Genomic DNA, 25,485 nt, shown 5'->3' on the forward strand with positions numbered 1-25,485 from the left:
CCACAACCTATCAACGACATCATTAAAAAGCTTGGTAATATTATTTTCATTGCTTTTATAAATATATTCTTTAACATATTGCACCCTTTCTTTAACTTCATTTTTTTGATTGTTTGCTTCATTTAAAGCATTTAATTCAGCATTATGAATTTGATTTAATTCTTTTAATTTTTCTTGATTATTTTCATTTATTTTTAAAGCCAAAGCTAAATCATTTTGACTTTTTTCTAATTTTGCCTTTGTGCTATCAAGTCTTAGATAAAAATATCCTGCTAAAATTGCCATTAAAGCTAAGGCTATATAAAGTTTTGCATTTCCAAATAAAAGATTTATCATTTTGTATTTTAGAAGTTTAAGTAAGGTTTTTGTATAATACCCCTAAGGGTTAGCCGTAGGTCTGACCCCCTATGGCTAAATTTTACCCGTGAAAGTGGGTGATTTTTATGATTACATATCACCAAATAATCGTTATAATTATACTCTTATGTATAATTATTGTCAAGGCTTATTAGTCTTGTCCCTTTTTAGGGGATTATTTGGTAACCTACTTAAATTTCTTTCTCCTTTCTATGCTAACTCATTTGTTATTTCAAGTTTAATGTCTTCAAGATTTTTACCATACATCAAATCATAAAATTCTTTACAAGCTTGTCTGCTTTGACCGACACTTTCATTATTATTATCCTTGGTAAGTCCCAGTAAGATACAACCTTTTGTGTCTTTGTCAGTGTTTCCCCAGTGTATTAAAATTGCACGACTTGAAGGAACTTCATCATTATAAACATTTATCATTTCATCATCATTTTTTCCTGTTATTTCTCTTAAAGTGTTTTCAAATCTTGAAGGTGTGTGTCTTCTTAAATTATAATTTCCTTCAGGTATTCTTAAATCTTTGCCACTCTCTAAGCCTTCTTTGTCTTCTTCCAAAGAAAAGCATTCAAAAAGAATGTTATCATCATCATTTAAAACCTTAAATTTACCAATAACACAAGTTTTGCCTGTGTATCTTCTATTAATTGTTATTTTCATTATAATTCCTTTAATTTTTTATACAATTTATTTGGACTTGAGCTTCCTGCATTCATATCTCCTAGCTTAACCAATCCCCCTATTTGTAAAGCCCTAACTATGATTTCAGAGCAAAACCATTTATCTTCACTATCTTTTGTAAATGTAAAAAATCCTAAAATCCCTAAAAAATCATATTTTTTTCCTATTTGAGAGTAAAGAAATTCTTTTATTTTTACTTCATTTGTATTATCAATTTCTATAAAATCCCATCTGCTAGTGTCTTTAAATTCTTTTATTCTTACGCCTTTATCTCTAGGACTTGAGCTAATCATTAAATTATCTAAGATTATTTCACAGTGAGAATAGGATTTTAAAAAATCTCCATTTAATCTTTCTTTCCAAGTTGAAGTAAAAAAAGCTATTGCTTTATCAAGAAAAGTAGCTTTATCATTTCCTTTAACTCTATAAAATGCAATTTTCATTCATTTTCCTTTCTTTTTATTAATGTTGCTAATTCTGTGTTTTCATATCTTTTGATTTCAAATTTCAATTCATCAATATTTTTATCAAGCTTATCTAGCTTATCTCCTAAAATTTTAGAATGCAAATCAATGATTTTATTTGAGCTTTCTAATTGCGCTTTTGATGTGTCTAAGTGTGCTTCAGCTATTTTATTGCTGATTTGAATTTCTTTTAATATATTGTTATTGTTTTCATTATTTTTTCTTTCAATATTTTTAATTTCTACTAAAATACCTTGTGTTTTATCTGTTTTTTGAAATAAAATATAGGCAAAATAAGAAACAGAGCAAAGGCAAAAGAATAAAAAAGCAACTATTCCACCATCTTTTAAAACATTGAATAACTCATTCATTTTTTACCCCTTAGCTCAAAATTTAAATCATCTAATCTATCTTTGATATGCTCTAATTTTTCTAAAATTCTTTCTTTATCAGATCTACAATCTTCCATGCGACCTTTAAAAAGCTTATAATTTATAATTAAACTTAATAAAAAAATCACAAATAAAGTGCCAAAGGGTGTAAGTCCTTCTACATCTTTGGCAAAGCTTGTAATCATAGTTGTGTTAAAATCCATCACTCATCCCATTTAATACTTTGAATTTCTTCTAATGTTTGAGCTTGCTCGACTTTATCTTTAATAGTTCTAGCTTTAATTGTGTTTGTATTAACAGAATTTGCCATAATACCGCCAAGCTCGATTAATTCTTCTAAAGTAAAAGGTACCGCTTCATTATCTTTTGAAATCCAAACAAAGCCTTCAGGAAGTTGTTTTGTAATTGCAAAAAGACTAACAGTGCTTGTAAGCAAGTTTCTATCTTTTTCCGCACTTTGAAAGATTTTATCTTTATAAGATACTCCGCCTTCGATAGCGTTATTTTTAGCTTTATCAATTTCATCTTTTTTAAATTCTTTAGCGTATTTAAGCTTTGCATCTTCGCTTGAAGCTTGACAAAACATTGAAAAATACTCTTTTAAAAGTTCAGTTTCATTTGAATTAATAAGAACTTCTTTAACCGCTTCTAATCCTGCGTTAAGCTCATCTTGAGTTAAATCATTGATAAAATCTTTTACTTGAAATATAGATTTATCATTGGCATAAGGTTGAATATTTTCAATTTTATAATTTAGTTTTCTATTAACTTTAGCTAATAAATCATTATTTTTTATAGCATTCTTGATAGATGCTACAGAAATATTAGTTTCACTACCTGTTTTATTTAGTATAATCATCTTTACTCCTTATTTTGGTGTTATAAATTGACCGGTATTTGATAATTGACCAGGTGTAATATTTGTATATCTACTTTGATTAAGTGTAATTTTTTCAGGGTCGTAAATATTAGCAACACTAAACCCTTTATTAATAAGAAATACAATATTTTTTTCGCTACCATTCATAACTATTTTTTGGTGAGTATTTAAAATTGTTCCAAAAGTTAAACTATATAATGCACCAAAACAATTAGTTGTAAAATTTGTAGTAGAATTGTTTCCAGCATCAATATCTAAAGTTGTTCGAGAAAATCCAAATCCAGATATATTAGAATTGCTAGTAGCGTTAATATTAATACTTAAATCAGCGTTCATTAAAATTTTACCTGATGAATTATGAATTAAAAATCCAAAAACATCTTTTGCAGTGTAATCATAGTCGATTTTAATTCTACTAAATATATAGCCAAAGCATCTTTCAAAAACGAAGGTGGCTGGATCTTCATCATTATTGATAAAATTAATCTCTCCGCCATCTATTTCTAATTCACATACACTAAAATCAATTCTTCTTATATTATCAATTTTAATAACATTTAAAAATTTTATTTTAGATCTAGAAAATTGTATTTTTGCGTCTTTTTGCGAACAATTTAACTTCACTCCTATGTATGGTGTAGTACATTCACTACCTCTTAAAAATACATTATTAACAACACATTCATTTTCGGATTCTGAAAATATTTTAACAAAAGACAAATCTGAACCCGTCGGAATTGAAATTGGCTTATCCCAAACCCATCCAGTTTTTAAAGTGATACTAATGAAATTATAACCATTTGCTGGATGATACTTGCTTGATTCAATTATTGCCTTTTCTAAAGTATTAAAATGCGTATCAGTTTCCTTGCCGCTACCCACTGTCCATTCTAAATTTTCGGTTAAAAGTTTAGATTTTTTATTAAGATCAGCTGTTATGCTTTCTTTAGCTTGTTCTAAAGCTGTTATTTTTTCTCCTTGAGCAGTATTGTTTTCTTCAATTTCTGTTATTTTCTGCCCTTGAGTAGAAACACTTTCTTTAAGCTCTGTAATGCTACTTTCTTGCTCTGCTTTAGCTTGTTCTAAAGCTGTTATTTTTTCTCCTTGCTCTGCTTTAGCTTGTTCTATTTGAGATAATGCTTCTTCTTTAGTGCTATTAAATTCTGAAGTTGCTTGACTGAATTCTTCAAGTGCTTCTTCTTTTTTACTTGATATTTCAGATGTAGCCGTATTTTTAGCTTCATTAACAGCGTTTAACGATGTATCTTTTAACTGCGAAATTTGACTTGTAGCTGTATTGCTTGCTGTTTGCACTTCTTGCAAGGCATTAGATTTTGCACTCCCTAATGCAGCTGTTATTTCTGTGTTTTTATTATCTAATAAATCCAAAGCACCATCGTATTTTTCTCTTAACTCTTGTAAGCTTTGTGATGCTGAATTTAAATCACTTGCAACTTGTTCTAAGTCTGCCATTATTTACTCCTTATAACTTAATTTAATTATTTTTTTATCAAGTAAGACATTTTCTATTGAAAAAATGTGAGAATAAATTCCGCCCAAATTGTCTTTTATAATTTCATCAAATTTAGCTAGTTTTTCTTCGCTAGCAGTATTTAACTTACCTATATTTTCATCTGTTTTACTTTGTATGTTTGCTATACTTTCTTCGCTAAGAGAATTAATTGCTCTTAATTTTTCATTAGCATTAGAATTAAATTCATTAAGTTTATTTTGATAATTTGAATTAAACTCATTTATTAAAGTATCTAAAGCTGATTTTCCTTGTGCTATGATAAGTTCTATTTGATTTTTTTGAGCTAATATTCCACTTGTTTCATCTGTAATATCACTTGATACTTTCTTCATCTCATCGATAATACTTTGTTTAAGCTCTAATAAATAGCTTTCAATAGCTGTTTTATCGTTAGCAAGTTCAGTTCTTGCTACTTCTGTTAATCTCCCTAAATCTTCATTAGCTATTTTTGCTCTTTCTATAAAATTAGCCAAAGCTGTATCTGTTGTATTTTTAGTATTTTCATAAAGAGTTTGCATTTGCTCTTTTAAAAGATTTATATCGCTAAGTTTTGCTTGAATACTAATATCTATTTCATTGGCTTTTAAATCAAGCTCACCTTTTAATCTATCATTATAGCTTTGTAAATCAAGCTTTAAATTATCAATTTGAATTTTAAAATCTTTAATAATCTGTGTATAACTTTTTAAATCATTTGCAAATTCTTTAGAAGCTAAAATTGCATTATTTAAATCGTTTATCATTGCATCAGCTTTATTAACAATTTCAATAGCTTCTAAGACATCTTCATATTTTCCTACTATTTCATCTTCTAATTTTTCACAACGCTTTAGTAGATTAATCATATTTTGATTTAATCTTTGATTTTCAAAAAGAATAGTGTTTATCTTAAGTTTTATAGTTGCTTCAGCATCATTAACTATATCTTGTACTTCTGATTTTACATTTTTAAAATCATTGGTTATGGATATAATCTCATTCTTTGTTACTATAATATTTGAAACAAGCTTATTTACAAGCTCTATATTAGAATGCAAATCATCTTTAATACTTTGAGCGTGTTCTAATTCTTGTAAAATTTGTTCTTTAAGCTCTATTGATAAATCTAAATAGGATTTAGTAAGATTTTTGTTTTCTTCTACTTTTTCAAGTCCTGCATTAAAATCAACAGCTATATCATAATATTCTTCGAGTTTTATTTTTATGATTTCAAAATTTTTATTAAACTCGTTAAGCTCAGGATATTTTTCTTTAACAATATTAACGCCATTATTTATGTTTTTTTCCGACTCTATAATGTTATTATAGATATTCTCTATATTGTTTAAAGTATCGTTTATTTTATTGCTTATTTTTTCTATTTCATCTTTTTTGTTTTTAACAAAATCAGTATTGCTTTGTGTAAGTTCGCTATTTTCTATAACTAAATTTTTAAGCTCTAAAGTTTGAGTATAAAAGTTATTAACTTGTTCTTTTAAGCCTATAATTTCTTCTATTCTAGTATTATCCAAAGCAGTAGCAACATCTGAAATTCTTGCTAAAACTTGATTTATGATTTCAAGTTTTTCTCTACCTGTTTTTAACTCGTTTAAACTTGTTCCCATTTTTAACCTTTGTAATAATCACTGTCTTTAATTCTCTTTTCACAAAAGAAAAGCAGATCATCCATAGCTAAAAGCCATTTTTTATCATCTAAATAAGCTATAAAATCAGCACTATTTATACTTTGTATATAGTCTTTATAACTCAAAGCTCTATTAAATTTTTTTGTGAAATTAGGGTTACAACCATGTTCTTTCATCATCAAGCTCCTTGCCATCATTAGCTATATACTCATAAATTATCTTGTCGCATAATGCCAGAAAGTCTTTTTCTTCGCATCTTGTAATCAAATAACAAACATAATTAATCACAGCAAAACTAAGTGTTTCATCTATCATTAAATGTTCTTTTTCATTATCAAAATCAGGCTCATCAGGAATAATCAAAAAATGATTATTTCTAACTTGCCTAAAAACTTTTTCGCCTTGTTCTACATTTTTTAAAAGAACGCTAGGAACACATTTTGATAAAATATAATAAAATGCTTCCATAAAATAGGCTTTCAAAACTTCATCATCTTCTATCATTTTGTAAGAATTTTTAACTTTAGCGATAATGAGTTTTTTAGCCGTAGCACAAGGCATTATGCACCTTTTGCTGCTTTTAAAACCGCTTTAACCTTTGCATTATTTGTACTAGTTAATCCCACTCCTATAGCAAAAGCATCAGCATTTCTTACTTCTAAAGTGCTTTGCGTATAAAATCTTTTTGCTTTTGCAGTAATATCAGTTGGAACATCTTCAATCATAGTAGGAATATAAAGCCCATGTTTCATATACTCAAAATCTCCAGCAATTAAAACATCACCCAAACCATATTTAGGGCTTAATAATCTATGCATATGGAAATTTACCGTTCCAAAATCTGTTTCAAGGCTCACTACTTGTCCTACTAGTTTTGTTTCATTGCCTAAAATTCTTGTAGCAAATTTGTTAATAGCTCCTTTTAAGTCAGCTCCTAAAAAGACATCTTTAGGCGTAACTCCGCTATTCCAAATGGTTTGCAAAATTTGATTGAGTTTATCTTCTGTTAGTTCTGTTGCAGTTCCACTCCAATCTCCTGTTTCATCAAAAGCTAATACATTTCCACGCTTTCCATCAGCAAAGCTATCTTTTCCTTTAGCGATATAATGAAAAAGTCCAGCCATTTCTCCACTTGTTGCTTCTTGCGCTTGAACATAATCTTTGAAAACTGATTTTTTTACATCACTATCTCTGCCTAGACCAAATAAAGCATATTCCATATCCATTTTATGTTCTTTGGTTTTTTTGCCTATTTGATACTCCATTTCATTGCCACCATATTGATTTGCTTTTAATAAAGCTTTTGATACCATGGCTTCGGTAATGAATATTTGAGTAGCATTTGTAGTTTTTTGAGCTGTGTTTTTTGTTTCGCCTGCAAATTTACTTAACTCTAAATTTGCATTCTTTTTTGGTTCTTCAAAAGTATCAGTAATCCAACTATGAGTTAAAGGATTTGTAACCTTTGAAGTGCCTATTTTATTTAGAATTGGTGTTTCAGTAGCTCCAATTTTAATAATCGTTTCATATATTGATTGTTTTAACTTAACATTTTCTGTTGCGGGTGAGGTATGTCCCATTGAAGGTAAAGCCATTTTTGAATTCTCCTTAGTTTAGTTTTAAGGATTTTTCCAAAAATGACTATTTCAAATATAGTGTGTTTTGAAATGAAATTAAATTTTTAAGTATTTTTTATGTATAATTTTATGGTTTTAAGGATATCTCTTTGAAGACTTTGTAAAAAGTTTGAAAGGAGGTTAAGATGAACGAAGTTATTATAATCTTAATGCTTTTAGTAGTCCTTATCGTAGCGATAAAGAGCTAGATAAGAACTAATCTTTTAATATAGTTAATGATATTTTAAAGAAACCCTGCTTAGTTTGTCCTTAAAACACTAAAAAGTCTTCAAAAAAAGCAGGGTGAAGACTTCAAATATTTATACTTTTATAAAGTTCTAAACATTCTAAGAAATCATTTTGCATTCTTGAAAGTAGTTTATTCTCTTTGTTTTCATCATCTTTTAAATCTTTTAACATTTTTTCTAGCTTTAAGGCATAATTTTTAAAAGTTTTAAAATCAAAGGCATATAAGCCATTTTTAGCCAATATACAATTTAATTTATCTTTAAAATTGTTTTTACTTTGTTCTAAATCATACTTTAAAGCTTTAATCTCATTCTCATATTTTTGCTTTTGCTGTGCTAATTGAGATTTGTAACCTAAGCTTTGTCTAAAAGCTAACTTATCGTGCTTCTCATATTCAATATTTCTTAGTCTTTTTTCCATTTCATTAAAAGCTTTGATAAACTCGATTTTCCATTTATAAGCCTTTTCACCTGTAAAACCCATCACTAAAAGAGAAAAACCATCACGGGTGATTTTGTAATACGGCTCACTTCTAATAACTGCCCCAAATTGAGCGGTTCTCTCCGTAAGCTTAAAATTAAGCTCACGAAATTCATCTTGTGGCAATTCATCAATTTTTGCTAAAATATTCTTGTGTTCTTTCTTGAACACACTAGAAATACTTAATGAAGTGGTGTAGGTTTGGTCGCCCACCGCTTCAAAACTCACATTCTGCCCGTTTATAACAACTAAATCTGTCATAAAAACTCCTTTGTAAAAAATATTGTTTAACTAACTAAACGCTGTAATTATATATTTAAAAAATATTTTTGTCAAGGCTTAATATAGGTTTTAACTAATTTTTGATATAATAAAACTATTGAAACAATATAAAAAGGAGAAAAATGGATAATAATGAATTTGAAAAATTATTAGCAAAAGCAAATCTTGGCAAAAAAGAATTCTCGCAAATATCAAATACACCGTATCAAACTATAATGAATTGGAAAAGAATAGATAGTGTACCTGATTGGACTAAACCTTTTTTAGAAAATCATTTAAAAGTAAAATCATACGAGCAAATAAAAGAGATAGTTTTTAAAATTGAAAAACCATAAGGATATTAAATGGATATAGAAACATTTGAAAAAAAATTAAATGAATTAGAGCTTACAAAAAAAGAATTTGCAAATATGGTCGGAGCTGTTTATAATGGTGTTATCAATTGGAATGCAAAAGGCGAAACACCTAAATGGGTTGATAGTTGGCTCATTAATTATGAAAAAGCAAAAGTTTTAGATGAAATTTCAAAATCTATAAAACCTTTTATAAAATAAAAATAGTGTATTTTAAAGCAAATTATTTATTTTAAAAAAAGTAAGATTATAATATATATATAAATATATATAAATATATAAATAAGTATAAATTAACTATAAAAAAGGTATAATTTAATTAAAATCAGTATAAGCTAAGAATTTTAAGGAGTAAAAATGTCAAACATAAATGCTTTTTTATTTGGCTTTACAAATATGTTTAATGCAGATATCCTTAAAGCTACATCTTTAAAAGATAGAAAAACAATGATAACTGATTTTTATAAAAAATCCGAAGAATTAAGAAAACATAGCAATGAAGAGTATAACGCCAAATTCGAAAAAATCACAAAACAAAAATAAGGAAAACCAAAATGACAAAAACACAAGCTTTTGTAGATGGTTTTGTAGGTAGACCTATAAAAAACGAATGCTTTAATTTATGGGATTTAAATGCTATTATAAGAGAAAAACAAGCAAAATTATATAAAGAGAATATTGAATTTAGAGAGAAACAAATTGAAAAAATCACAAAAACAAAAAACACCTAATACCATTAAACAAGAAAATCAAAATAAAGAAAATCCATCTCAAACTTTCAATACTCAGCTTAATTTTCTTATGGAAAATGAACTTAATGCTATAGGAAAATTGCCTAAAGATTTAGCAGATAGAATTGTGACAATGCTAGAGAAATCTTTAGAGTATAAAAAAGATAACGATAATAAAATACTAGATTTAGAGAATAAAAATATAGAAATTAGAAAAAAAGATATAAAATCTTATCATTTTTGGAATGGTTTTGGAATGGTATCTTTTCTACTTATAACTATTACTAGTATATGTGTTGGATTATATCTTATTCTTAATGGGCATAATGAAGGTGCTTATTTTGCTTTTATATTAGGAGCATTGACACTTTTACCTAAAATAATTGATTCTATAAAAAACAAACCTAAAAATTAATTTACATTTTCTTTATCTTTTCCTATTAATATTAAGAATAGTTTGAAGATTGAAGCAATTGTAATAAAATTAAGGGATAAACCCTTAATTTTTATTTATCTTCTCTCCTTTCTTTTAATTTAATAAGATTTTTTAGCGTATGAGTGCCTATTTTTCCTGCTATTTCCCTGTTATTTTTTTATCTCTAACCTTATCTATTTTTTGCTTTCTAGCTATAACTTGTTTTATTTTCTCAATTCTTTGCTTTCTAGCCTTTTTATCATTTTGTATTTTCTCATCAAGCCTTTGTTTTACGCTTTTTTTATTCTTTTTCTTTACTTCTTTAGCCTTAATGTTCTCTTTTATATCATCCATTAAGTTTTTTTTAGGCTTAGCTTGGGTAGAATTTTCGTTAGAGAACGACACTTGCTTTGTCTCTGAAGATGCCCTAGATGTCGGTAAGGCTCTCGCATTATTATAATACACTACTTCAGCATTTTTCATTTTATTTTTTATATTATTTTGTTTCTTTGGCGAATTGCTAATTATAGTCAAATGCGTTTCATAGTCTTTGCCTATACTTGTAAAATAAGTCTGATTATCTATATTTTTAATAAAAATAAAATCATCTTTATCTTTTAAGATTGCCTGTGGGCTTTCTAAAGTTTCTTTGATATGTGGTATGTATTTAATTCTATCTTTTTCAATCAGCTTTAGTAAACTTCCTTTTGTAAGTTTTATTTCTCTATCTTTTAAAGCTATCTTTGCTTCTTTTGGTATATTAGGGATATATTCATCATCGATATTTTTAAGATTGAAAGTTTTCATCCATTCATTTCTAACATCTTTATTTATAGTATACTCTTTGCCATTTTTGCCTATAAATCTTAAAGAATTGTCTTTAGGATCAGCTTTATCCATGAAGAAGTTGTCGCCTTTGATAACACCTTCTTTAATTAGTGCATCTTTTAATATTTTATTTTGTTCTTTATCTACTTTAATATAATTATCCAAAGCATCTTTAAAAATTCTACTTTGTTCTTGATCTGCTATTTTTATGTTTTTAAGATTAGATATAACTTCTTTATTGGTTTTAGCAAGTTTTAGAGCATCTAGTATTTGATTTCTTAATGCTTGTTCTTTGGCACTTTTAAAAAAGGGAGCTAAAGCGTGTAATCTAGCAAAAATACCACTTATTAATATTCTATCAAAAACACCCTGTATTGTTGTAGCCATTGAAGAGTTTGTCTTTTTTCCACTACTTGCTAAGGCTGTCATTATCAAACCTCTATTATTGTTATATATCAAAGCGTATGTATTAATAACATCTTTAGCATCTTTTATTTTTTTGCTTGAAAAATTGACATCTTCTAAATCTTTTGCTAAGGATTTAAAATCATACCCCACACCTTCAATCCTATGTTTTTCTAATAAAGCATTCATCGCATGAGTTTCATTAGCTAATCTTTCTTGTTCGTTCATTCCTTTAAAAGCATTTTCTAAATTCTTATCTTCATTTATATTTCTAAGCCCTTTAACCAATCTATCGGTAAGCCCTTCTTTTGTTTCTTGTGACTTCATCATGCCTAAATAACTTTCTTTAAAATTTTCCTTTAAAGCAAAATTTTTATTTGCATTATTTAGGATTTCTTTTGCTAATACCTTATCACTAGCATTTCTTATCAACGCATCATCTAAAATTTCTTTTACTATTCCATAAGCTTGTTTTGTATTGTATGTTTTATTTCCTGTGTTTAATTGCTTATTTATAGCTGTTCTTAATCCAAAGATTTGCTCCGCACTTACTTCTTTCCCTTTTATTTCATCTAAATAGCTTTGTATGTTATTTTTTACATCTTGCTCTAAAAAATTATTATTTTTAAAATTTTCAAGCTTTACTAAATCTTCACTAGTTAATACTATTTTTCCATTATTAAGCTCATTTAATTTACTTATAGCACTGCCATACTCTTGATTTATTCTATTCTCATAAGCGTGATTATCTTTTTGCCAAGCCTTATAATCAAACTCACCATTTAAACCTGTTTTGTTTTTAAATACTTCATCTTGCCCTTTAATCATATTTAAAAAAGAAATACTAGCATCCTTATCAGCCTTTAAAACATCATCCAAAAAACTTCCTATTTCTGGATAAGCTTGTGCTGCTTTTAATAATACTTCTCTTCTTTGTGTAGTTGGCATTCCTTGTAAGCTATTAGAAATATTTTTTAAAATAGCACTTGTTCTTTTAGCGCTATCTTGTATAAATTGTGGATTATTTTTATTAAGTCCTTGCTCGACAATGTTTTTTAATATTTCTATTGTAGGCTTTCCATTTTCTAGGTAAGTTGGATTTTCTTTTGCTATAAGTTCATCTATTTGTTTTTTATTCTCTACATTTTTTGTAAGATTATTAAAAATTGTTTCTGCATTTTGCAAACCACCATCTGTAAATTTTCCTACCATAGGTATATCTGTCTTGCTTATTTTATCTATAAATCTATTGCCTAAATTACCACCTTTTACTGCCATGCCATCTATCATATCTTTACCGGCTTGTGCTCCTGTTTTTGCCATATTATAGGTATTTTTTAAAGCTCTTGCTCCTTTAGCAACTCCTGTAAAAGCTGCGTCTCCTATCAAAGAAAGTCCAGCATTTTCACCCATAAGCATAAGAGCTTCTTTTAAATTCATATCTTGATTTGTATCTTTTGTATTTCCGTAGTAATCATATCCTGCCCCTAAAGATGCACCTAATGCACCCCCTGCAACCATACCAACTCCGCCACCTAGCATTGTGCCGCCAATGGCACCTGCTGTTCCTAAAGCCATACTAGCACCATTATCTCTTAATCCACGATATAAATCACCCATTGTGCTACCTTGTACTTTTGAATAATTTCCATTATTATCTTGCACCCAATAAGATCCATCATCATCTTGCAATAATCTTCCACGCCCTGATTTTTGCAACTCATCGCCTAAATCTCTCATAAACTGATTACTTTTTCTTACTACTTCATTATCATCAGCAAAAATAGGTTTAGAGGCATTAAATTTAGATTGCTTATCTAAAATATAATTACTTAAATCATCAGCATTCATGGATGGATTTTTATTATAATCATATAAATCCCTTTTATATTCACTAATATTTCCCATAGGATTTGTTAAATTTTGGTCTTTGAAATTATATTTTTCATATTCTTTAGCATATTTATCTTTATTTTTATAAAAATCATTTATTACTTCATTTTTTAAATTTGATAAATATTCACTTGTATTTTGATTTTCACTTTGACTTGCTCCATCTTGTAAAAATGAAATAATGTTATTTTCTTGTGGTTTTTCTAATAAAAATTCTCTTATATTCATTGTATTAATCCTTGTTTTTTTAATTCTTCTACGCTAACTTGCATTTTTCTACCTGCTTGATTAACTAATATTACATTACCATTAGCATCAGGCTCTGATATTTGAGCATTAATTCCATTAAAACTAACGCTATGTAATTTTGGTGCATTTTGATTTTGCACTTCTAATATATTTTTGACTAAATCATTTTGTATATTTTGATTAGTTGTTGAATTATCTATAATTACTGCATTTTTACTAGGTTTTGAGTATTTTTCATCCCAATAAAAAGCTTTTACCTTTGGAGCATAATTGTTATAAAATCCATATTATTTTTATAATCTTCTATAGCACTTTGTTTTTCTATATTTGTTTTGGCATTTCCTAGTCTTTCTGCTAATTCCATTTTAAAAGAGTTTGGAGCTTCTGCTAACCATTCTCCTGCTAATGCTTGAGCTACCCTTTGATTATTTGCTTCCATAGTATAACCATTAATAGGGAAATTGGCTTGTATATTCTCTAAATTCCATTTAGCATTTTTACCACCCCTTAATAAATCACTTTGCATTCTTTTTAAGAATAAATCACTTGCATCATTTAAATCCGTACTTTGACTTCCCCATCCACCAAAACCACGCTCTATAGCTCCATTCCAAAAACCATGGGTTGTATCATATGTTTTACCTTGATTATTTGCTAAATCTAAAAACTGAGCGTCTGCTTTATATCTTGTATTGTTTTGTAAATTTGCATTGTTTTGACTATTGAAACCTTGACTATTACTAAGAACTCCATTTAATAAATCCTGCTCTTTTTGTTTTGCATTTATCTCATTTTGCAATTTTTGTAGTTCTAATAATCCTTTTTGATAATTTAAATCCTTGTAAGCCTTATTAGTATTTATTTCTTGCTGTCTTAAAGCATTTTGCATGGCATATTGTCTAGCTCTTTGATTATAATTCATTTGCCATTGCTGATCTGCTATATTTGCTCTTTCCTTTTGATAATCAAAGTTTCTCTCATTTTGCAAAAGCTGATTATTTTGCATAGCCTGATTAAATTCCATTTGTTGCTTTCTTAAATCTTGCTCTTGCTGAAACTCATTAGCTTTAACTTTATCATCAAAACTTTTGCTCATGATGTCATATAAGACACCACCGACTTTTCCTGCGTTTTGTATAACGCCTGTATCAGGATTAAATACTACTCTTTGTGGGTTATAAAATGCCATTTTGTTTCCTTTATTCTTTCTTTTAAAATAAAGGATTTAAGGAAGTTTGTGTATAATTTCAAAAGGGTGCAACGCCAAAGGGTCGCCACCCTTTAGCGTTAATTTACCGCCCAGTTGGGAGGTGATTAAATTGCTAACCAAAATTATAGTTATAATTATACTACTTTGTATAATTATAGTCAAGGTTTATTAATACTTGATTTCCCCTTTTAAAGGGGAGCTATAATTTCCCTTTGGCTTCCTTAAATCCAAATCTATTTAATTACTCCAAACGTTTTGAAGTTTATTTTCCATATTCTTTCTTCTATTTAATTCTTCATTAGCTAGATACTTATTGAAGTTATAAGCATCTTTTTGTAGCTCATAATTCTTTTGTGCCATTTTTTGCTGATTATAAGCACCATATAAAGCACCAGCACCGCCTAAAACATTTCCTAATCTATCAAAATTAGTTACTTTATTTGTATCGCTACTTTTAAATAACCAATCTCCAAAATTACTAAAAGAATTTTTTAATCCATTTAAAAAACCACTACTACTACTTGCTAAATTTGGAGTGAAATTGCTTGTTTTCATCAAAGTATCTGCAAAGCTAGAGCCTAGTCCTGTACCACCTTTTAAAGCTGTTATAAAATCCATGATTTCTCCTTTATACTAAACTTAATAATTCTTTGCCTAGATCTATCTCGCTAACTTCGCCTTTTTTTAACTTATCGTTAAAATCACTAGTTCTTACATTATTATTTGCACTTGATAAATCTTCAGCTTTTTTGGCATTATTTGATTTTCCGACCAAATTAAGCAAGGTTTTCCAGCTGTCAATATTACCTTCGCCTAAACCATTTAATTTTGTTGCAAGTTCTGCCATAGCCTTTAAATCCGCATCAGGATAGGCTTTTCTTAACTCGCTTTCTACTTGTGCGTATTTAGCGATTAGTGCATCTTGCTCTTCTTTGTCTTTTTGCTTTTTATCAAGCTCTTCAAGCCTTTTTAATTTCTCATCAAGTCCATCAAGTCCTAATTCTTTTAAATACTGCTCTCTTTGTAATTCTTGTTCGCTTGGTTCTTTCTTTGGATTTTTTAAAGCTTCAAGCTCACTCATTAAAGCATTTAATTTGTTGTCATTTTCACTTTTATAAGCTTCAAACATCGCCTTATAATCAGGCTCGTTCTCATTATCAACCGGCATAGGTTCATTATCTTCTACTTTCGTAGGTTCATCGCCATTATTAGCAACTTGTCCTTTATCATCATCTGTTATGACATTTATTAAATCTTTTAAAGCATCATTTTCCATCTTCTTCATCCTTTATTTTATTGATTATTATGTCTAAAAAAGCCATAGTATCTAAAGCTTTTAACCTTAACTCTTTCTCATCGTTATTTTTTGCTATATAAAAACATTCACTATATTTTGCTTTGATAAAATCTATTAATTTCTTTCCTCCTTTGGTTTTAGATATATCGCTTTTAATTTCAATATTAAGCATTAGTTTCTCCTCGCATTTGCGGATTAATATCTTCATTGTTTTCAAAAGCAAATAAACTATTTACATTCTTTACACCTAAAATTGGTAATAATTCTTTAGTAAGTTCTTTGCTAGCATTGATAATCCCATAAGCAGAATTTGCATCGCCTATGCTCATATACATTTGATATAATTGTGAAAAAACTTGCATACTAGCTTGAATTCCTGCGCGTCTAATTTCTTTATTCATAGCACCTGTACCAGTTTGGATTTTAAATCTAAAACTAGGTATATCTTCTCTTTGAAAACCATTAAAAAAACTATCTTCTCCATACTTAAAAACAAGCATTGCAAATCTATCAAATAAAGGCTCTATAAAAGTTTCGTTATACTGTCTTATATAATCAGCACTTCTTCTTCCGCCTTCTTGTGCTTTGATACTTATTTCTGTTGCGGTTTCATTATTTGCTGTTTGAGCTCCATTGTTTTGTGGACTAATACCTGTAACTTCTGTGAGTTCGCTTTCTAAAAATTGTAAATTCATTCCCGCACTATTTACATTTGGTGGTGGTAATATTTGCACACCCTTTGGATCGTCTGTATATATTGGTTTTCCTAAGGTTTCTATATCTTCTCTGCTTACTCCCATTGATTTTGGCATCATTATTTTAGGCATGATATGAGTTCTTACTGCATCTATTAAAAGATTTCTAGTTATATTAATTTCATCTTGCAAAGGCATAGCAGAAGCCATTATAGGCTCGCCATAAGCACTTACATAGTTTTCGTTATCTATCTTTTTAAGTTGTGGTAGCATTGAACCCCAGACAAAAGGCTGTCCATCTTGTAAAGTAACTTCATTTCTAAGTAAATTATTTTCAAATAAGGTAGAAACCACCCACTCATCATCGTTTTTTCTTTCATAAATATCATAAAGCTTTACTTTTTTATACTCATCATCTTCATCAAAAAGCTTTTCAATTTCAATTTTTTTATAAAACCCTAGCTTTTGTCTTTCATGGATTTGACTATAGGTTAAATAAATTTCATTGACTATATATCCTACATCTTCACTATTTAATGCATTTGGATCAAAGAATATACTATCAATATCCACTCTTTCAATGCGTGGCATTCCTTTATGCCAAGTTACCTTAGCGATACTTGTTCCCACAAGTAAAACATCTAAGAAAAGCGGTTGAAAAATCTTAAACATATTGATTTTACCACTATAAAAATCAATTGCATTCTGCCATAGCTCTATAATCGTATCATCGCTATTAATGTAAGTTTCAATATCTGCCATTCTCTCACTATTAAAATATACATCATTTAAGCTAGTGATTAAATACTTTACCTTAGCGTTTATTTTTGGTATGTAAATACTTGATTTATTTCTTTTTCTCAATTTTTGCATTACCTTATTTTCAAGCAAATAAGCATCTTGCAACTCTTTAAAGTGTGGTTTGTAATTTTCATATCCACTTTTACTTTCGCTAATGAGTTGTGTTAAAAACGACACTCTCTCATCATTAGTTCTTTTTGTTTTCATTCATAATTCTCCATATTGTTGTTTTGCTTAAATTTGTTATTTTTAAAATATCTTTTTCATTCACTCCTTTTTCAAATAAAAACTCCGCAAATTCTCTTTTAAATTTCTTTTTAGAAATATTATTAAACCCTGATACAAGCTCTAAAAATTCATTTGCAAGACTTGACTTTATAGCCTCATCGCTTAAATTTGAAAGCTTTTTTATTTTGTTTACATCAATTGCATCATAGATCATTAAAAACTCACCAGCCATCATAACTCCAATCTTCATTAGTATTGTTTCTGCTGTATAGTTTTTCAAAAAAAGTTAATGCCACCGCATCGCTAACATCAGGACTTTTGCCATAATTCTTTTTTAAATACTCTTTTGAAACTATCTTTAAAAGCCCTTTATCGCTATATTCATACTCAATCATTCTCATATCTTTTTTTAATTCTTCATCTTTAAAAAGCTCCATGTGTTTTAAGTTTTTAGCAAATGTAAAATACATTTGCGCTCTTTTATTTAAGTATTCATTACTGGTTGCAGAATTTGCAGAATTTGCCTCAAATACAGGCAAACCATAATTTAATAAAACATCATACACACCAACACCAAGACCGCAAGTATCTATAAAAATACCTTTTGGTTTATCTTCACTTTGATTGTATTCAGCTAGTATTCTATTAGCAAGTTCCATAGTTCCAAGTTGTGAGTATTTTTTAATCTCATCAATTACAAAACCTTTTCTTTTTGCAAGAACACTCTTATCATCTCCATATCTTGCTACATCAAGCCCCCAAATATTCTCGCCTTGCATTTTTTCAATGCTAAAAGAGTTCTTGCTCATCGCATTTTCAATTTCACTTAGAGAAAATAATTCAGCACTCGAGCTATCTATAAACTCACCATAAATTTCTTGCTTGACAACTTCACTACCTTCTCCGCCTACTTCTTCAATTAATTCTTTAATTTGCTCTTCTTTTAAAAATGGATTATCATAGCTTGAGAATTGAAAATGTTTCCAATTTTTATCGCTGAGTTCTTTTCTGCAAAGTTCATAAAATAGATTTTTTCCTTTAGGAACTCCACCGATAATCGCTCTTGATTTAGGGTTATCAAGCAACATAGGGCGTATGGCGTTATACCAAAGATATTCTCCTTTACTACCTTTTAAAATAATTCCTGCTTCGTTTAAGATAACAAGGTCATATCCAAAACCTTCGATATTTTCACTTCTTTCGGCACTTCTCATATGAAGCACCGCTCCGTTAATGATTAATTTCTTATCTTGTACACTCCAAGAATAAAAATCTTTTGGCAAGTTTTTTAACTCAGGTGTAAAATATAACTCGTAATAGTTTTGTAAGTTTGCTTGTATGGTATCTACCCATAATACATTTTGTCCTAAAAGCAAGTTTTCGATAACAAACTTAGCACTTCCCCTTGTAAAACCAAGTCTTCTGCCCTTTGCTACAGTTATAAAGCGTGGATTTTTATCATCAAAAACTTTAAGTTGTGCCGGAGTGTAAGAAAAATCGATTTTTAATTTCATTTGATTTCACTTCTTATAATTTCAATTTTTTGAACGTTATCGCTGACAACTTCTTGTTTATCCACATATCCATGTTGATTTTTTAGCAAGAACATACTAACGCTAGGAGTATAAGTGCCGATTAAGGAATGGTTTAAAATATCCATTTCACATTTTTGCTTAGCATTGGATACAATTTCTCCAAAATCCTTATCCTTCTCCCACTCGCCTAAGGTTTGCATTGTAATTCCTAAATACACAGCTAATCCCACTTTTGTTTTAGGTGCAAAAATAATACTCTCCTTAGTTTCTTTTAAGACAACTCTTTCATTAAAATAACTCTCTATTTTTGAAACAAGCTCTTCTTTTGTCATACTTTTGCCATTTGTCATCATTCTAGCCATCAAGCCACCCCTTCTTTAAAATTAAATTCTTTGATTTCTAAGTCTAAAAAAGATTTTTTAAAACTAATAATCTCATAATCGCCTTTTAAAACATTCTTATCGTTTTCAAATAACGCATCTAACACGCATTTTACGATATTGTCCCCATCGCCATGCCTTTTGCTGTTAAATCCTATTTTTAAAGAAAACTCATATTTCTTTTGCTTATCAAAGGCTTGAAAACAGCTAATATTATTTTGTCTTCTAAACTCCATTTGCAAGAGTTTTTTAAAATCTAAATATTTAAGATAATCTTTACATGCAAATTTAGATCTTTGCGTGGTTCTTTTATAAGGCACTGGGTTGCTTTTTAAATCAATTTTTAAAATATACTTTTCCATTTCAGACTTTCTTAAATTTAGCTTATATTTTTAAAAGCTTTTTTGCTTTTTATAAAAATTTCAAACCTATCTTTGTTTTCATTAAAAAGTTTTGTTTCTTCAATCTTTTCGATTTCTCTTTTTTCTTCTAGGCTTAAAACTTTCTCTATTTTTTTAACCGACAAAGGAATATTCAAATCTCTTCCTATCCTATCTTGATTTTTGAACATGAAATCAACTAAAGCTTCTTTAAATTCTCCATTAGCTATCAAATTACCATCTTTATAAGTGATTTGCTTAAAAGCATTGATGCAAATTAAAGAATCAATAGATTCTTGATTTATTTTAATTTTTTGATTGCTTCCGTAATTTGCAAAATATGAGTATTTAAAATCGCCTTTAAAAACTCTAAAGCAAGCTTGATTTTTGTATTTATTACAAAGCCATTCTAAAAAAATTTCTTTGTCTTCAAAACGCTTTTTAAACTCGATTTCAGCTCTTTTGCAAACTCTTCTTAATTTCTCATAGGTTGTCCCTACGATATTCTCTCTTTCTAAAGTTTCGAAATAAAAATCTAAGAAAGCATGGATATCCTTAACGCTTTTGAGATATCTACCCACAATATCAGTTGCTTGAGCCTTATTAATTTCCAATAAGTCCATTAAAATTTGTATTTTTTCTTGCATTTTTTACTCCTTAAAAGCATCCTAAGAGCTTGTCTTTGTTCTCATCTTTCATTCCGTAATACTCCATCAAGTTATCAACCACACTAGGATTAGCTTCTTTTTTTCTGCTAAAACGCTGATTTTTTCTTGCTTCATTTTCTTTAGCGTATTTAAGCCATGTATAAAGACTTCCTGCCACACTTGACATTCTTTTTCCATTTCTTTTCCATTCCCTAGCATCCCAATAGCCTATAAAATCATTAGCCAACTCTTCACCAAAGTTTGTGCCATTTTTCTCATTAAAAGCTATTATTTGTCTCATGAGTTCATTTGCATTTGGGACTTTAAACTCTTTTTTTGCCATTTTCTCTAACTCCTTTTTGCTAAAATCAATAAAGCTCGTCACAAAAGAGGCGTTTTGATTAGAAACGCGTTCTTTCTTTTCTTGATTATTTTTTAAATTTTCTAAATTCTCTTTTTTTATAAATTTATTATTATTGATATTTATATTATTTATAAATTTATTATCACGTGCGTGCGTGTGTGTTTCTATATAATGCAAATTCTCTTTTTTTTCGTTTTCAGTAGTTAATTTTCTGTCGATTGATGAAGTGTTATTTTTAAGAGTTTTGCTTAGCTTTTCATCACTGTTTTTAAGCAAAGATAAAGATTTGTTAAAATGCTTTTTAACTTGATAATTTTCATCTTTTAAAATCCATTCATAAAAATTTAAAGATCCATTTCTAACCTTTTTAATTTCTAAAAGTCTGAGTTCAATTAATTCTTTTTTAGCAATTCTTAGTCTATTTAAACTAATTCTTTGATTATTTTTAACTTTTATAAACTCTCTTAGATAGATCTCACTTACAATCGTTTTTTCACTAAGCTTTGCTAATTGAATATACAATGCTAAAGCATCAACGCTAAGACCGCCGTAAGCTATAGTGTTTGATATTTTCAAATAGCCTTTTCTCTCTCTTAGGCTTTTACGTCCCAAAGCTACATCAAAGCTTGCTATAAAATTTGGTATCACCGACTCTCCTTTATGTTATAATTTAAATTAAAAAGGCTTTTTATGATTGAAATGTTTTTTAATTTTCTTGAAAACAAAGAGAATGTAATTCCATTATTATTTGGATTCGTTTGCGGAATTCTTGTAGGTTTTACAATTTGTAATTTTATAAAATATTCTATTTTTAAAACAAAATGTGATGCTATAAATTTTCTAGAAACACCCATTACAATGCACTTGAGAAATGGTAAGCATTTTAAAACTTCTTGCCATTTTTTACAAGAGAATAAATGTTCTAAATTAAAATCATACTGCATATATCACCGACCTAAAAAAAGATTTTCCAAATTAAAAAATAAACTAAAAAACCTATTGAAAATCCCACTATAAAAGCCATTTTTTAACCTTTAATCCGTTTTAAAAAGTCCTTTGCTATAATTTTTTTGCACCAAATCAAGAAAGGACTTATCAAAATGGATGAAAAGCAAAAACAAAAATCTACAGAATCTAGAGTTTCAAAGTTAGAAGAACAAATCAAAGAGTTAGAAAACAGGATAAAACAGCTAGAACAAGCTGTACAACCACAACACTACTCTTTGGAAACTCCAAACTACCTAGGAGAAATCTAAGTCTTAATAAGGCTTAGATTTTTATCATTCTCAAGCAAAGCACCAGTAAGCTCCATTTTATACATAGTTTCCATATATGCAAAAAGTAAATCTTCTACTTTTTCATATTTTCTTTTTTTCATAAGCTTAAGCATTATCTCATAGGTTTCATCGCTAATATCAATTTCAATCCTAACCCTTTTCATTGCCTTTTTTATTCTCTATCCTTTCTTTTTCTCCCACGCTTAGGTATGTTTATAAGATTGCTACGAACATCCACCCAAAATTCATGAGGTATTCCATAGAGTTTTTTAAACTCTATTTGTTTTTTGAAACTTGGGCGTGATTTATTTGTTCTAATCTTTTTAACACTAATAACCGTATAGTGATTACTCAATATTTTTGTAAAATCAAAAAAATCTATTTTTTTCATAACGAAAGTATAAAATAAAGAAACTTAATAAATATTTAATTATGTTTCTAATTATGGAACATAATTTGCTTGAAAAAAGTGTATAATTTTTATACTAAAAAAGGAGAGAATATGGGAAGAAATGGAGATATATTCGATTTTCATTTTGATACTGAAAAATTTAAATTTTATTTAAAAAATAGAGATAAAAAAGTTACATATCAAGATTTGATGGAAATTTTATATAAAAATGGCATAGAAAGCTCAGAAGCAACAATAAAAAAATGGTTGATGTCTAAAGAAGATAATAAAACAAAACCTAAACCACAATATATAAAAATTTTATGCAATGCATTAAATATTCCTTTCAACGAAGTGATATTGCAAGATGTTTTTAGAAATGATAATCAAATAAATTTCAGATATTTTCCAGATATTTATGCAAGTGCAGGACTTGGAACCTCATCTCAAAGTGAAGAAGTTAAAATAGTTTCCGTTGATGAAAATTTTCTAAAAGAAATTTTAGATATACCTATAAAGAAAAGCTATGATATTATAAAAATTAATGGCGATAGCATGGAACCTATTTTATCTAATGGAGATTTTATTATTGTGGATAGAAGCAAAAATTCACTTGGGGCTATTTCAAATGCAGATATTGTTATTTTTAGAAAAAATGATGATTTATTTTGTAAAAAAATTAAAAAAGAACCTTTTGAAGATTATATTTTTTTAGTTTCTGAAAATAAAAAATACGAGGATAAAAAAGTAGATAATAGCGAATTTGAACAATGCGAGATCTTAGGTGCTGTAGTATCAAAAATGGCGATTGAAACCTTTAAAAATTTTATAGAAGTGGTGGGATGAGAGTAAAATTAAATATTTTTGAGATATCTAATATTATAAGGGTTACTGATTATGGAGCTAGTTGTCCTTTAGAAGTAAGTATTAAGGATAATTCTAAATTTATATTAAAAACTAAATATAACAGTGTTTGCGGAACTGGAAAAAGCTTATTTGCTGAACTTTTTTCTTATTTATATTTGCAAGAATTAAATTTTAAAGATATCCCCGGCATAGCTTTATTAAATATAGATGATGATTTTATAAAATTAGCAGATAATAAATTAAAAAATGGAACTCAAAGAGACAAAGAAGCATTAGAAAATATCAAAAATTCAAAAGGTTTAAATTTAGGAATTTCATATATATTTAATGCAAGTAAAATTTATCCAAAAGAATTAACAAATAAATTTAAAAATTATACTTGCTTGTATGATGGAATTTTAATGAATAGTGATAGAGAATTTAAAAATCCAAATATTTTAATCAATGATTTAAAAAAGATTTTTTTGATTGATTTTGGTTTAGCTTTTGATATATTAAAGGCATTAAATATTATTTTAGATGATGAGATTAACTCTAATCAGTATTTTGATAAAAATACTTTCGATAAAAATTATTTATTACTTGACCACTTAAAACATATCAAAATAAATAAAAAGAAATTAAATTGTCAAGAAATTTTAGATATAATAAACGCTATACCATTAGAGTGGCTAAGCTTGACTTCAGCACAAAAACAAGCTTTAAGCAATATGATATATAAAAGACAAGGACAAAAAGCGGTATATAGTTATGAAAATGTTTAAATATAAAATGATAAAATATTTTCCTTACTCAGCCAGTGAAGAATTTATAAATATAGGTTTTTGGCTTTGGGATGAGAATGGAAATAAAATACAACATTATATTAGCCATACACATTTAAAAATATTATCTAAATGTCATTTTCTAAATACCAATTTTATTAAAAATAGTATTGAAAGATTAAAATTAGAAACAAATGAAAAATATTGGTATGGTAATCATTTTAGATTTAGCGAATTTGATACTATATTGCATGATACTTTAGAAAGTGCAAAAAATTTTTTATATTATGAAAAAATAGGAGAAAAATTTAAAAATTTTGGATCAAAAGAAAGAAATATAAGATACGAGGAAATAAAAAATAATGCTATTAATTTAATAGATACTGATTTTAAAAATGATTTAGAACTAATATCTGAGCGTGGAGAATATAACTTTCATATTATAAATAAGCATTCTAAAAACGAAATATTTTCAAGACTTGGAAATATAGCAAACATAGATGATATAAAAGAAGCTTTTGCAAAAACTTTAGAATATGATATGCTTTTATATTTCTTACAATGTGAAGAATTTACGCTTAGTAAAAAAACTCAAAAAGGTAGGGAAAATTTAGAAAAAGTGCATTTTTATTTTAAACCTTTTTATGATGAAGAAAACCAAAGCAGAACTTTAAAAGAAATGATTAAAGCAACAAGTTAAACAAAATGAAAAACTCATACTTTTACCGTTGCTAGCAACTCTAGCTTTTGCTGATTACACACAATATAAACCGAGTGAAGATTTTGCAAAGTATTTTACTAAACAAAACTGCTCTCAAGTTTTAGATAAGTTTTATTATCTAAATTGTTATGATTATAATTATAAAGGCACTAAAGCTGTAGCTTATAAATTAGAAGCGGAAAATTTAAAAGGCGAACAAATTAAAAAACGCCCACGATTTGAAGATGATACAAATATCCCTAAAAAATATCGCACCACTTGGAGTGATTATAAAAATAGTGGTTATGATAGAGGACACACTCTTTCTAATGCCTCAATGAGAAAAACAACTCAAGCTCAAAGAAGCACATTCTTAATGAGTAATATTACTCCACAAAATCCACAAATCAATCAAAGGGTTTGGAACAAGATTGAAAAAAGAGAAAGACAAGTAGCTTCAAAGCTTGGAAGTTTAGAAGTTTTAAATTTGGTTAATTATGATA

The 25,485-nt window shown here is 28.0% G+C and carries 35 protein-coding genes and 1 pseudogene; 10 read left to right on the top strand and 26 right to left on the bottom strand.

Annotation, left to right across the window (positions count from 1 at the left end; translation table 11 throughout):
• The 12 genes from AJ939_RS08135 to AJ939_RS08190 all read right to left on the bottom strand — a co-directional run.
• Window positions 1-336: hypothetical protein (locus tag AJ939_RS08135; RefSeq protein ID WP_070276593.1), on the bottom strand; the 336-nt coding region annotated here is incomplete at its 3' end.
• Window positions 337-567: 231 nt separating this feature from the next.
• On the bottom strand, window positions 568-1,029 hold the full coding sequence (locus AJ939_RS08140; protein ID WP_070276595.1) for a DUF5675 family protein: 462 nt from the start codon (window positions 1,027-1,029) through the stop codon (window positions 568-570).
• Window positions 1,029-1,493, bottom strand: coding sequence for a hypothetical protein (locus AJ939_RS08145; RefSeq protein WP_070276597.1), 465 nt, complete (start codon window positions 1,491-1,493; stop codon window positions 1,029-1,031). Before AJ939_RS08145 ends, AJ939_RS08140 begins: the two co-directional genes overlap by 1 nt.
• Window positions 1,490-1,885, bottom strand: coding sequence for a hypothetical protein (locus tag AJ939_RS08150; RefSeq protein WP_002861681.1), 396 nt, complete (start codon window positions 1,883-1,885; stop codon window positions 1,490-1,492). Before AJ939_RS08150 ends, AJ939_RS08145 begins: the two co-directional genes overlap by 4 nt.
• On the bottom strand, window positions 1,882-2,109 hold the full coding sequence (locus AJ939_RS08155; protein WP_002861680.1) for a hypothetical protein: 228 nt from the start codon (window positions 2,107-2,109) through the stop codon (window positions 1,882-1,884). The genes AJ939_RS08150 and AJ939_RS08155 overlap by 4 nt, the downstream gene beginning before the upstream one ends.
• On the bottom strand, window positions 2,109-2,765 hold the full coding sequence (locus AJ939_RS08160; RefSeq protein ID WP_070276598.1) for a DUF4376 domain-containing protein: 657 nt from the start codon (window positions 2,763-2,765) through the stop codon (window positions 2,109-2,111). The genes AJ939_RS08155 and AJ939_RS08160 overlap by 1 nt, the downstream gene beginning before the upstream one ends.
• A 9-nt stretch (window positions 2,766-2,774) precedes the next feature.
• Window positions 2,775-4,259 carry a coiled-coil domain-containing protein gene (locus AJ939_RS11220; RefSeq protein ID WP_070276600.1) on the bottom strand — a complete coding sequence of 495 codons (1,485 nt, stop codon included), beginning with the start codon at window positions 4,257-4,259 and terminating at the stop codon, window positions 2,775-2,777.
• A gap of 3 nt (window positions 4,260-4,262) precedes the next feature.
• A complete protein-coding gene (locus AJ939_RS08170; protein ID WP_070276602.1) occupies window positions 4,263-5,924 on the bottom strand; it encodes a hypothetical protein in 1,662 nt (553 codons plus the stop codon).
• Between the two features lie 2 nt (window positions 5,925-5,926).
• Complete coding sequence (locus tag AJ939_RS08175) at window positions 5,927-6,121, bottom strand: hypothetical protein (RefSeq protein ID WP_070276603.1); 195 nt, start codon at window positions 6,119-6,121, stop codon at window positions 5,927-5,929.
• The gene (locus AJ939_RS08180) at window positions 6,102-6,506 is read right to left on the bottom strand and encodes a hypothetical protein (protein ID WP_070276605.1); all 405 of its coding nucleotides are present in this window, start codon (window positions 6,504-6,506) and stop codon (window positions 6,102-6,104) included. The genes AJ939_RS08175 and AJ939_RS08180 overlap by 20 nt, the downstream gene beginning before the upstream one ends.
• Entirely contained in the window at window positions 6,506-7,540 is a 1,035-nt protein-coding gene (locus AJ939_RS08185) for a DUF5309 family protein (RefSeq protein ID WP_070276607.1), read from the bottom strand. Before AJ939_RS08185 ends, AJ939_RS08180 begins: the two co-directional genes overlap by 1 nt.
• A 333-nt stretch (window positions 7,541-7,873) precedes the next feature.
• Complete coding sequence (locus AJ939_RS08190; RefSeq protein WP_070276609.1) at window positions 7,874-8,551, bottom strand: Rha family transcriptional regulator; 678 nt, start codon at window positions 8,549-8,551, stop codon at window positions 7,874-7,876.
• Between the two features lie 143 nt (window positions 8,552-8,694).
• Here AJ939_RS08190 and AJ939_RS08195 point away from each other — a divergent pair, with 143 nt between their 5' ends.
• The 5 genes from AJ939_RS08195 to AJ939_RS08210 all read left to right on the top strand — a co-directional run bounded on the left by AJ939_RS08195 (window position 8,695) and on the right by AJ939_RS08210 (window position 10,071).
• On the top strand, window positions 8,695-8,907 hold the full coding sequence (locus AJ939_RS08195) for a hypothetical protein (protein WP_004306054.1): 213 nt from the start codon (window positions 8,695-8,697) through the stop codon (window positions 8,905-8,907).
• A gap of 9 nt (window positions 8,908-8,916) precedes the next feature.
• On the top strand, window positions 8,917-9,126 hold the full coding sequence (locus AJ939_RS08200; RefSeq protein ID WP_002861671.1) for a hypothetical protein: 210 nt from the start codon (window positions 8,917-8,919) through the stop codon (window positions 9,124-9,126).
• A 156-nt stretch (window positions 9,127-9,282) separates the two neighbouring features.
• Complete coding sequence (locus AJ939_RS08205) at window positions 9,283-9,468, top strand: hypothetical protein (RefSeq protein ID WP_002861670.1); 186 nt, start codon at window positions 9,283-9,285, stop codon at window positions 9,466-9,468.
• A gap of 11 nt (window positions 9,469-9,479) precedes the next feature.
• A complete protein-coding gene (locus AJ939_RS10965; RefSeq protein WP_162842413.1) occupies window positions 9,480-9,656 on the top strand; it encodes a hypothetical protein in 177 nt (58 codons plus the stop codon).
• Window positions 9,625-10,071: a hypothetical protein gene (locus AJ939_RS08210; RefSeq protein ID WP_002846375.1), complete on the top strand. Its 447-nt coding sequence runs from the start codon at window positions 9,625-9,627 to the stop codon at window positions 10,069-10,071. The genes AJ939_RS10965 and AJ939_RS08210 overlap by 32 nt, the downstream gene beginning before the upstream one ends.
• A gap of 159 nt (window positions 10,072-10,230) precedes the next feature.
• Here the strand turns inward: AJ939_RS08210 and AJ939_RS08215 are convergent, their stop codons facing one another.
• The 12 genes and pseudogenes from AJ939_RS08215 to AJ939_RS08270 all read right to left on the bottom strand — a co-directional run bounded on the left by AJ939_RS08215 (window position 10,231) and on the right by AJ939_RS08270 (window position 21,631).
• On the bottom strand, window positions 10,231-13,425 hold the full coding sequence (locus AJ939_RS08215; protein ID WP_079860519.1) for a PBECR2 nuclease fold domain-containing protein: 3,195 nt from the start codon (window positions 13,423-13,425) through the stop codon (window positions 10,231-10,233).
• Window positions 13,422-14,635: pseudogene (locus AJ939_RS08220) on the bottom strand (hypothetical protein). The gene AJ939_RS08215 and the pseudogene AJ939_RS08220 overlap by 4 nt, the downstream one beginning before the upstream one ends.
• A gap of 258 nt (window positions 14,636-14,893) precedes the next feature.
• Window positions 14,894-15,274, bottom strand: coding sequence for a hypothetical protein (locus AJ939_RS08225; protein WP_059119425.1), 381 nt, complete (start codon window positions 15,272-15,274; stop codon window positions 14,894-14,896).
• A gap of 10 nt (window positions 15,275-15,284) precedes the next feature.
• Window positions 15,285-15,932 (bottom strand): hypothetical protein, encoded by a 648-nt coding sequence (locus tag AJ939_RS08230; protein ID WP_070276613.1) that lies wholly within the window; start codon window positions 15,930-15,932, stop codon window positions 15,285-15,287.
• On the bottom strand, window positions 15,922-16,125 hold the full coding sequence (locus AJ939_RS08235; protein ID WP_000931940.1) for a hypothetical protein: 204 nt from the start codon (window positions 16,123-16,125) through the stop codon (window positions 15,922-15,924). The genes AJ939_RS08230 and AJ939_RS08235 overlap by 11 nt, the downstream gene beginning before the upstream one ends.
• Entirely contained in the window at window positions 16,118-17,656 is a 1,539-nt protein-coding gene (locus AJ939_RS08240; protein WP_070276616.1) for a hypothetical protein, read from the bottom strand. Before AJ939_RS08240 ends, AJ939_RS08235 begins: the two co-directional genes overlap by 8 nt.
• On the bottom strand, window positions 17,637-17,909 hold the full coding sequence (locus AJ939_RS08245) for a hypothetical protein (protein ID WP_002781524.1): 273 nt from the start codon (window positions 17,907-17,909) through the stop codon (window positions 17,637-17,639). Before AJ939_RS08245 ends, AJ939_RS08240 begins: the two co-directional genes overlap by 20 nt.
• Window positions 17,899-19,191 carry a terminase gene (locus AJ939_RS08250; protein ID WP_070276618.1) on the bottom strand — a complete coding sequence of 431 codons (1,293 nt, stop codon included), beginning with the start codon at window positions 19,189-19,191 and terminating at the stop codon, window positions 17,899-17,901. Before AJ939_RS08250 ends, AJ939_RS08245 begins: the two co-directional genes overlap by 11 nt.
• The gene (locus tag AJ939_RS08255) at window positions 19,188-19,574 is read right to left on the bottom strand and encodes a terminase small subunit (RefSeq protein ID WP_070276620.1); all 387 of its coding nucleotides are present in this window, start codon (window positions 19,572-19,574) and stop codon (window positions 19,188-19,190) included. Before AJ939_RS08255 ends, AJ939_RS08250 begins: the two co-directional genes overlap by 4 nt.
• A complete protein-coding gene (locus AJ939_RS08260; protein WP_002788333.1) occupies window positions 19,574-19,954 on the bottom strand; it encodes a hypothetical protein in 381 nt (126 codons plus the stop codon). The genes AJ939_RS08255 and AJ939_RS08260 overlap by 1 nt, the downstream gene beginning before the upstream one ends.
• Before the next feature lie 17 nt (window positions 19,955-19,971).
• Complete coding sequence (locus AJ939_RS08265; protein WP_070276622.1) at window positions 19,972-20,619, bottom strand: hypothetical protein; 648 nt, start codon at window positions 20,617-20,619, stop codon at window positions 19,972-19,974.
• Window positions 20,620-20,629: 10 nt separating this feature from the next.
• The gene (locus tag AJ939_RS08270; RefSeq protein ID WP_070276624.1) at window positions 20,630-21,631 is read right to left on the bottom strand and encodes a hypothetical protein; all 1,002 of its coding nucleotides are present in this window, start codon (window positions 21,629-21,631) and stop codon (window positions 20,630-20,632) included.
• Between the two features lie 452 nt (window positions 21,632-22,083).
• Here AJ939_RS08270 and AJ939_RS10970 point away from each other — a divergent pair, with 452 nt between their 5' ends.
• Window positions 22,084-22,239, top strand: a complete 156-nt coding sequence (locus AJ939_RS10970; protein ID WP_165955362.1) for a hypothetical protein — start codon at window positions 22,084-22,086, stop codon at window positions 22,237-22,239.
• Here AJ939_RS10970 and AJ939_RS08280 read toward each other — a convergent pair.
• Together AJ939_RS08280 and AJ939_RS10660 are read right to left on the bottom strand one after the other, a co-directional pair.
• Entirely contained in the window at window positions 22,236-22,424 is a 189-nt protein-coding gene (locus tag AJ939_RS08280; RefSeq protein WP_186820443.1) for a hypothetical protein, read from the bottom strand. The two genes, AJ939_RS10970 and AJ939_RS08280, sit on opposite strands and share 4 nt — an antisense overlap.
• Before the next feature lie 8 nt (window positions 22,425-22,432).
• Entirely contained in the window at window positions 22,433-22,651 is a 219-nt protein-coding gene (locus tag AJ939_RS10660) for a hypothetical protein (protein WP_002826741.1), read from the bottom strand.
• A 111-nt stretch (window positions 22,652-22,762) separates the two neighbouring features.
• On the opposite strand from AJ939_RS10660, the gene AJ939_RS08285 reads away from it, so the two are divergent.
• The 4 genes from AJ939_RS08285 to AJ939_RS08300 form a co-directional block, all read left to right on the top strand.
• Complete coding sequence (locus AJ939_RS08285; protein ID WP_070276628.1) at window positions 22,763-23,497, top strand: helix-turn-helix transcriptional regulator; 735 nt, start codon at window positions 22,763-22,765, stop codon at window positions 23,495-23,497.
• Window positions 23,494-24,282, top strand: coding sequence for a HipA family kinase (locus AJ939_RS08290; RefSeq protein ID WP_070276083.1), 789 nt, complete (start codon window positions 23,494-23,496; stop codon window positions 24,280-24,282). Before AJ939_RS08285 ends, AJ939_RS08290 begins: the two co-directional genes overlap by 4 nt.
• Window positions 24,275-24,982 carry a DUF3037 domain-containing protein gene (locus tag AJ939_RS08295; RefSeq protein WP_186820435.1) on the top strand — a complete coding sequence of 236 codons (708 nt, stop codon included), beginning with the start codon at window positions 24,275-24,277 and terminating at the stop codon, window positions 24,980-24,982. The genes AJ939_RS08290 and AJ939_RS08295 overlap by 8 nt, the downstream gene beginning before the upstream one ends.
• 28 nt (window positions 24,983-25,010) lie before the next feature.
• Window positions 25,011-25,485: DNA/RNA non-specific endonuclease (locus AJ939_RS08300; protein WP_250540837.1), on the top strand; the 475-nt coding region annotated here is incomplete at its 3' end.

The organism is Campylobacter sp. BCW_6889 (genome assembly GCF_001762535.1).
Taxonomy (GTDB): Bacteria; Campylobacterota; Campylobacteria; order Campylobacterales; family Campylobacteraceae; genus Campylobacter_D; species Campylobacter_D jejuni.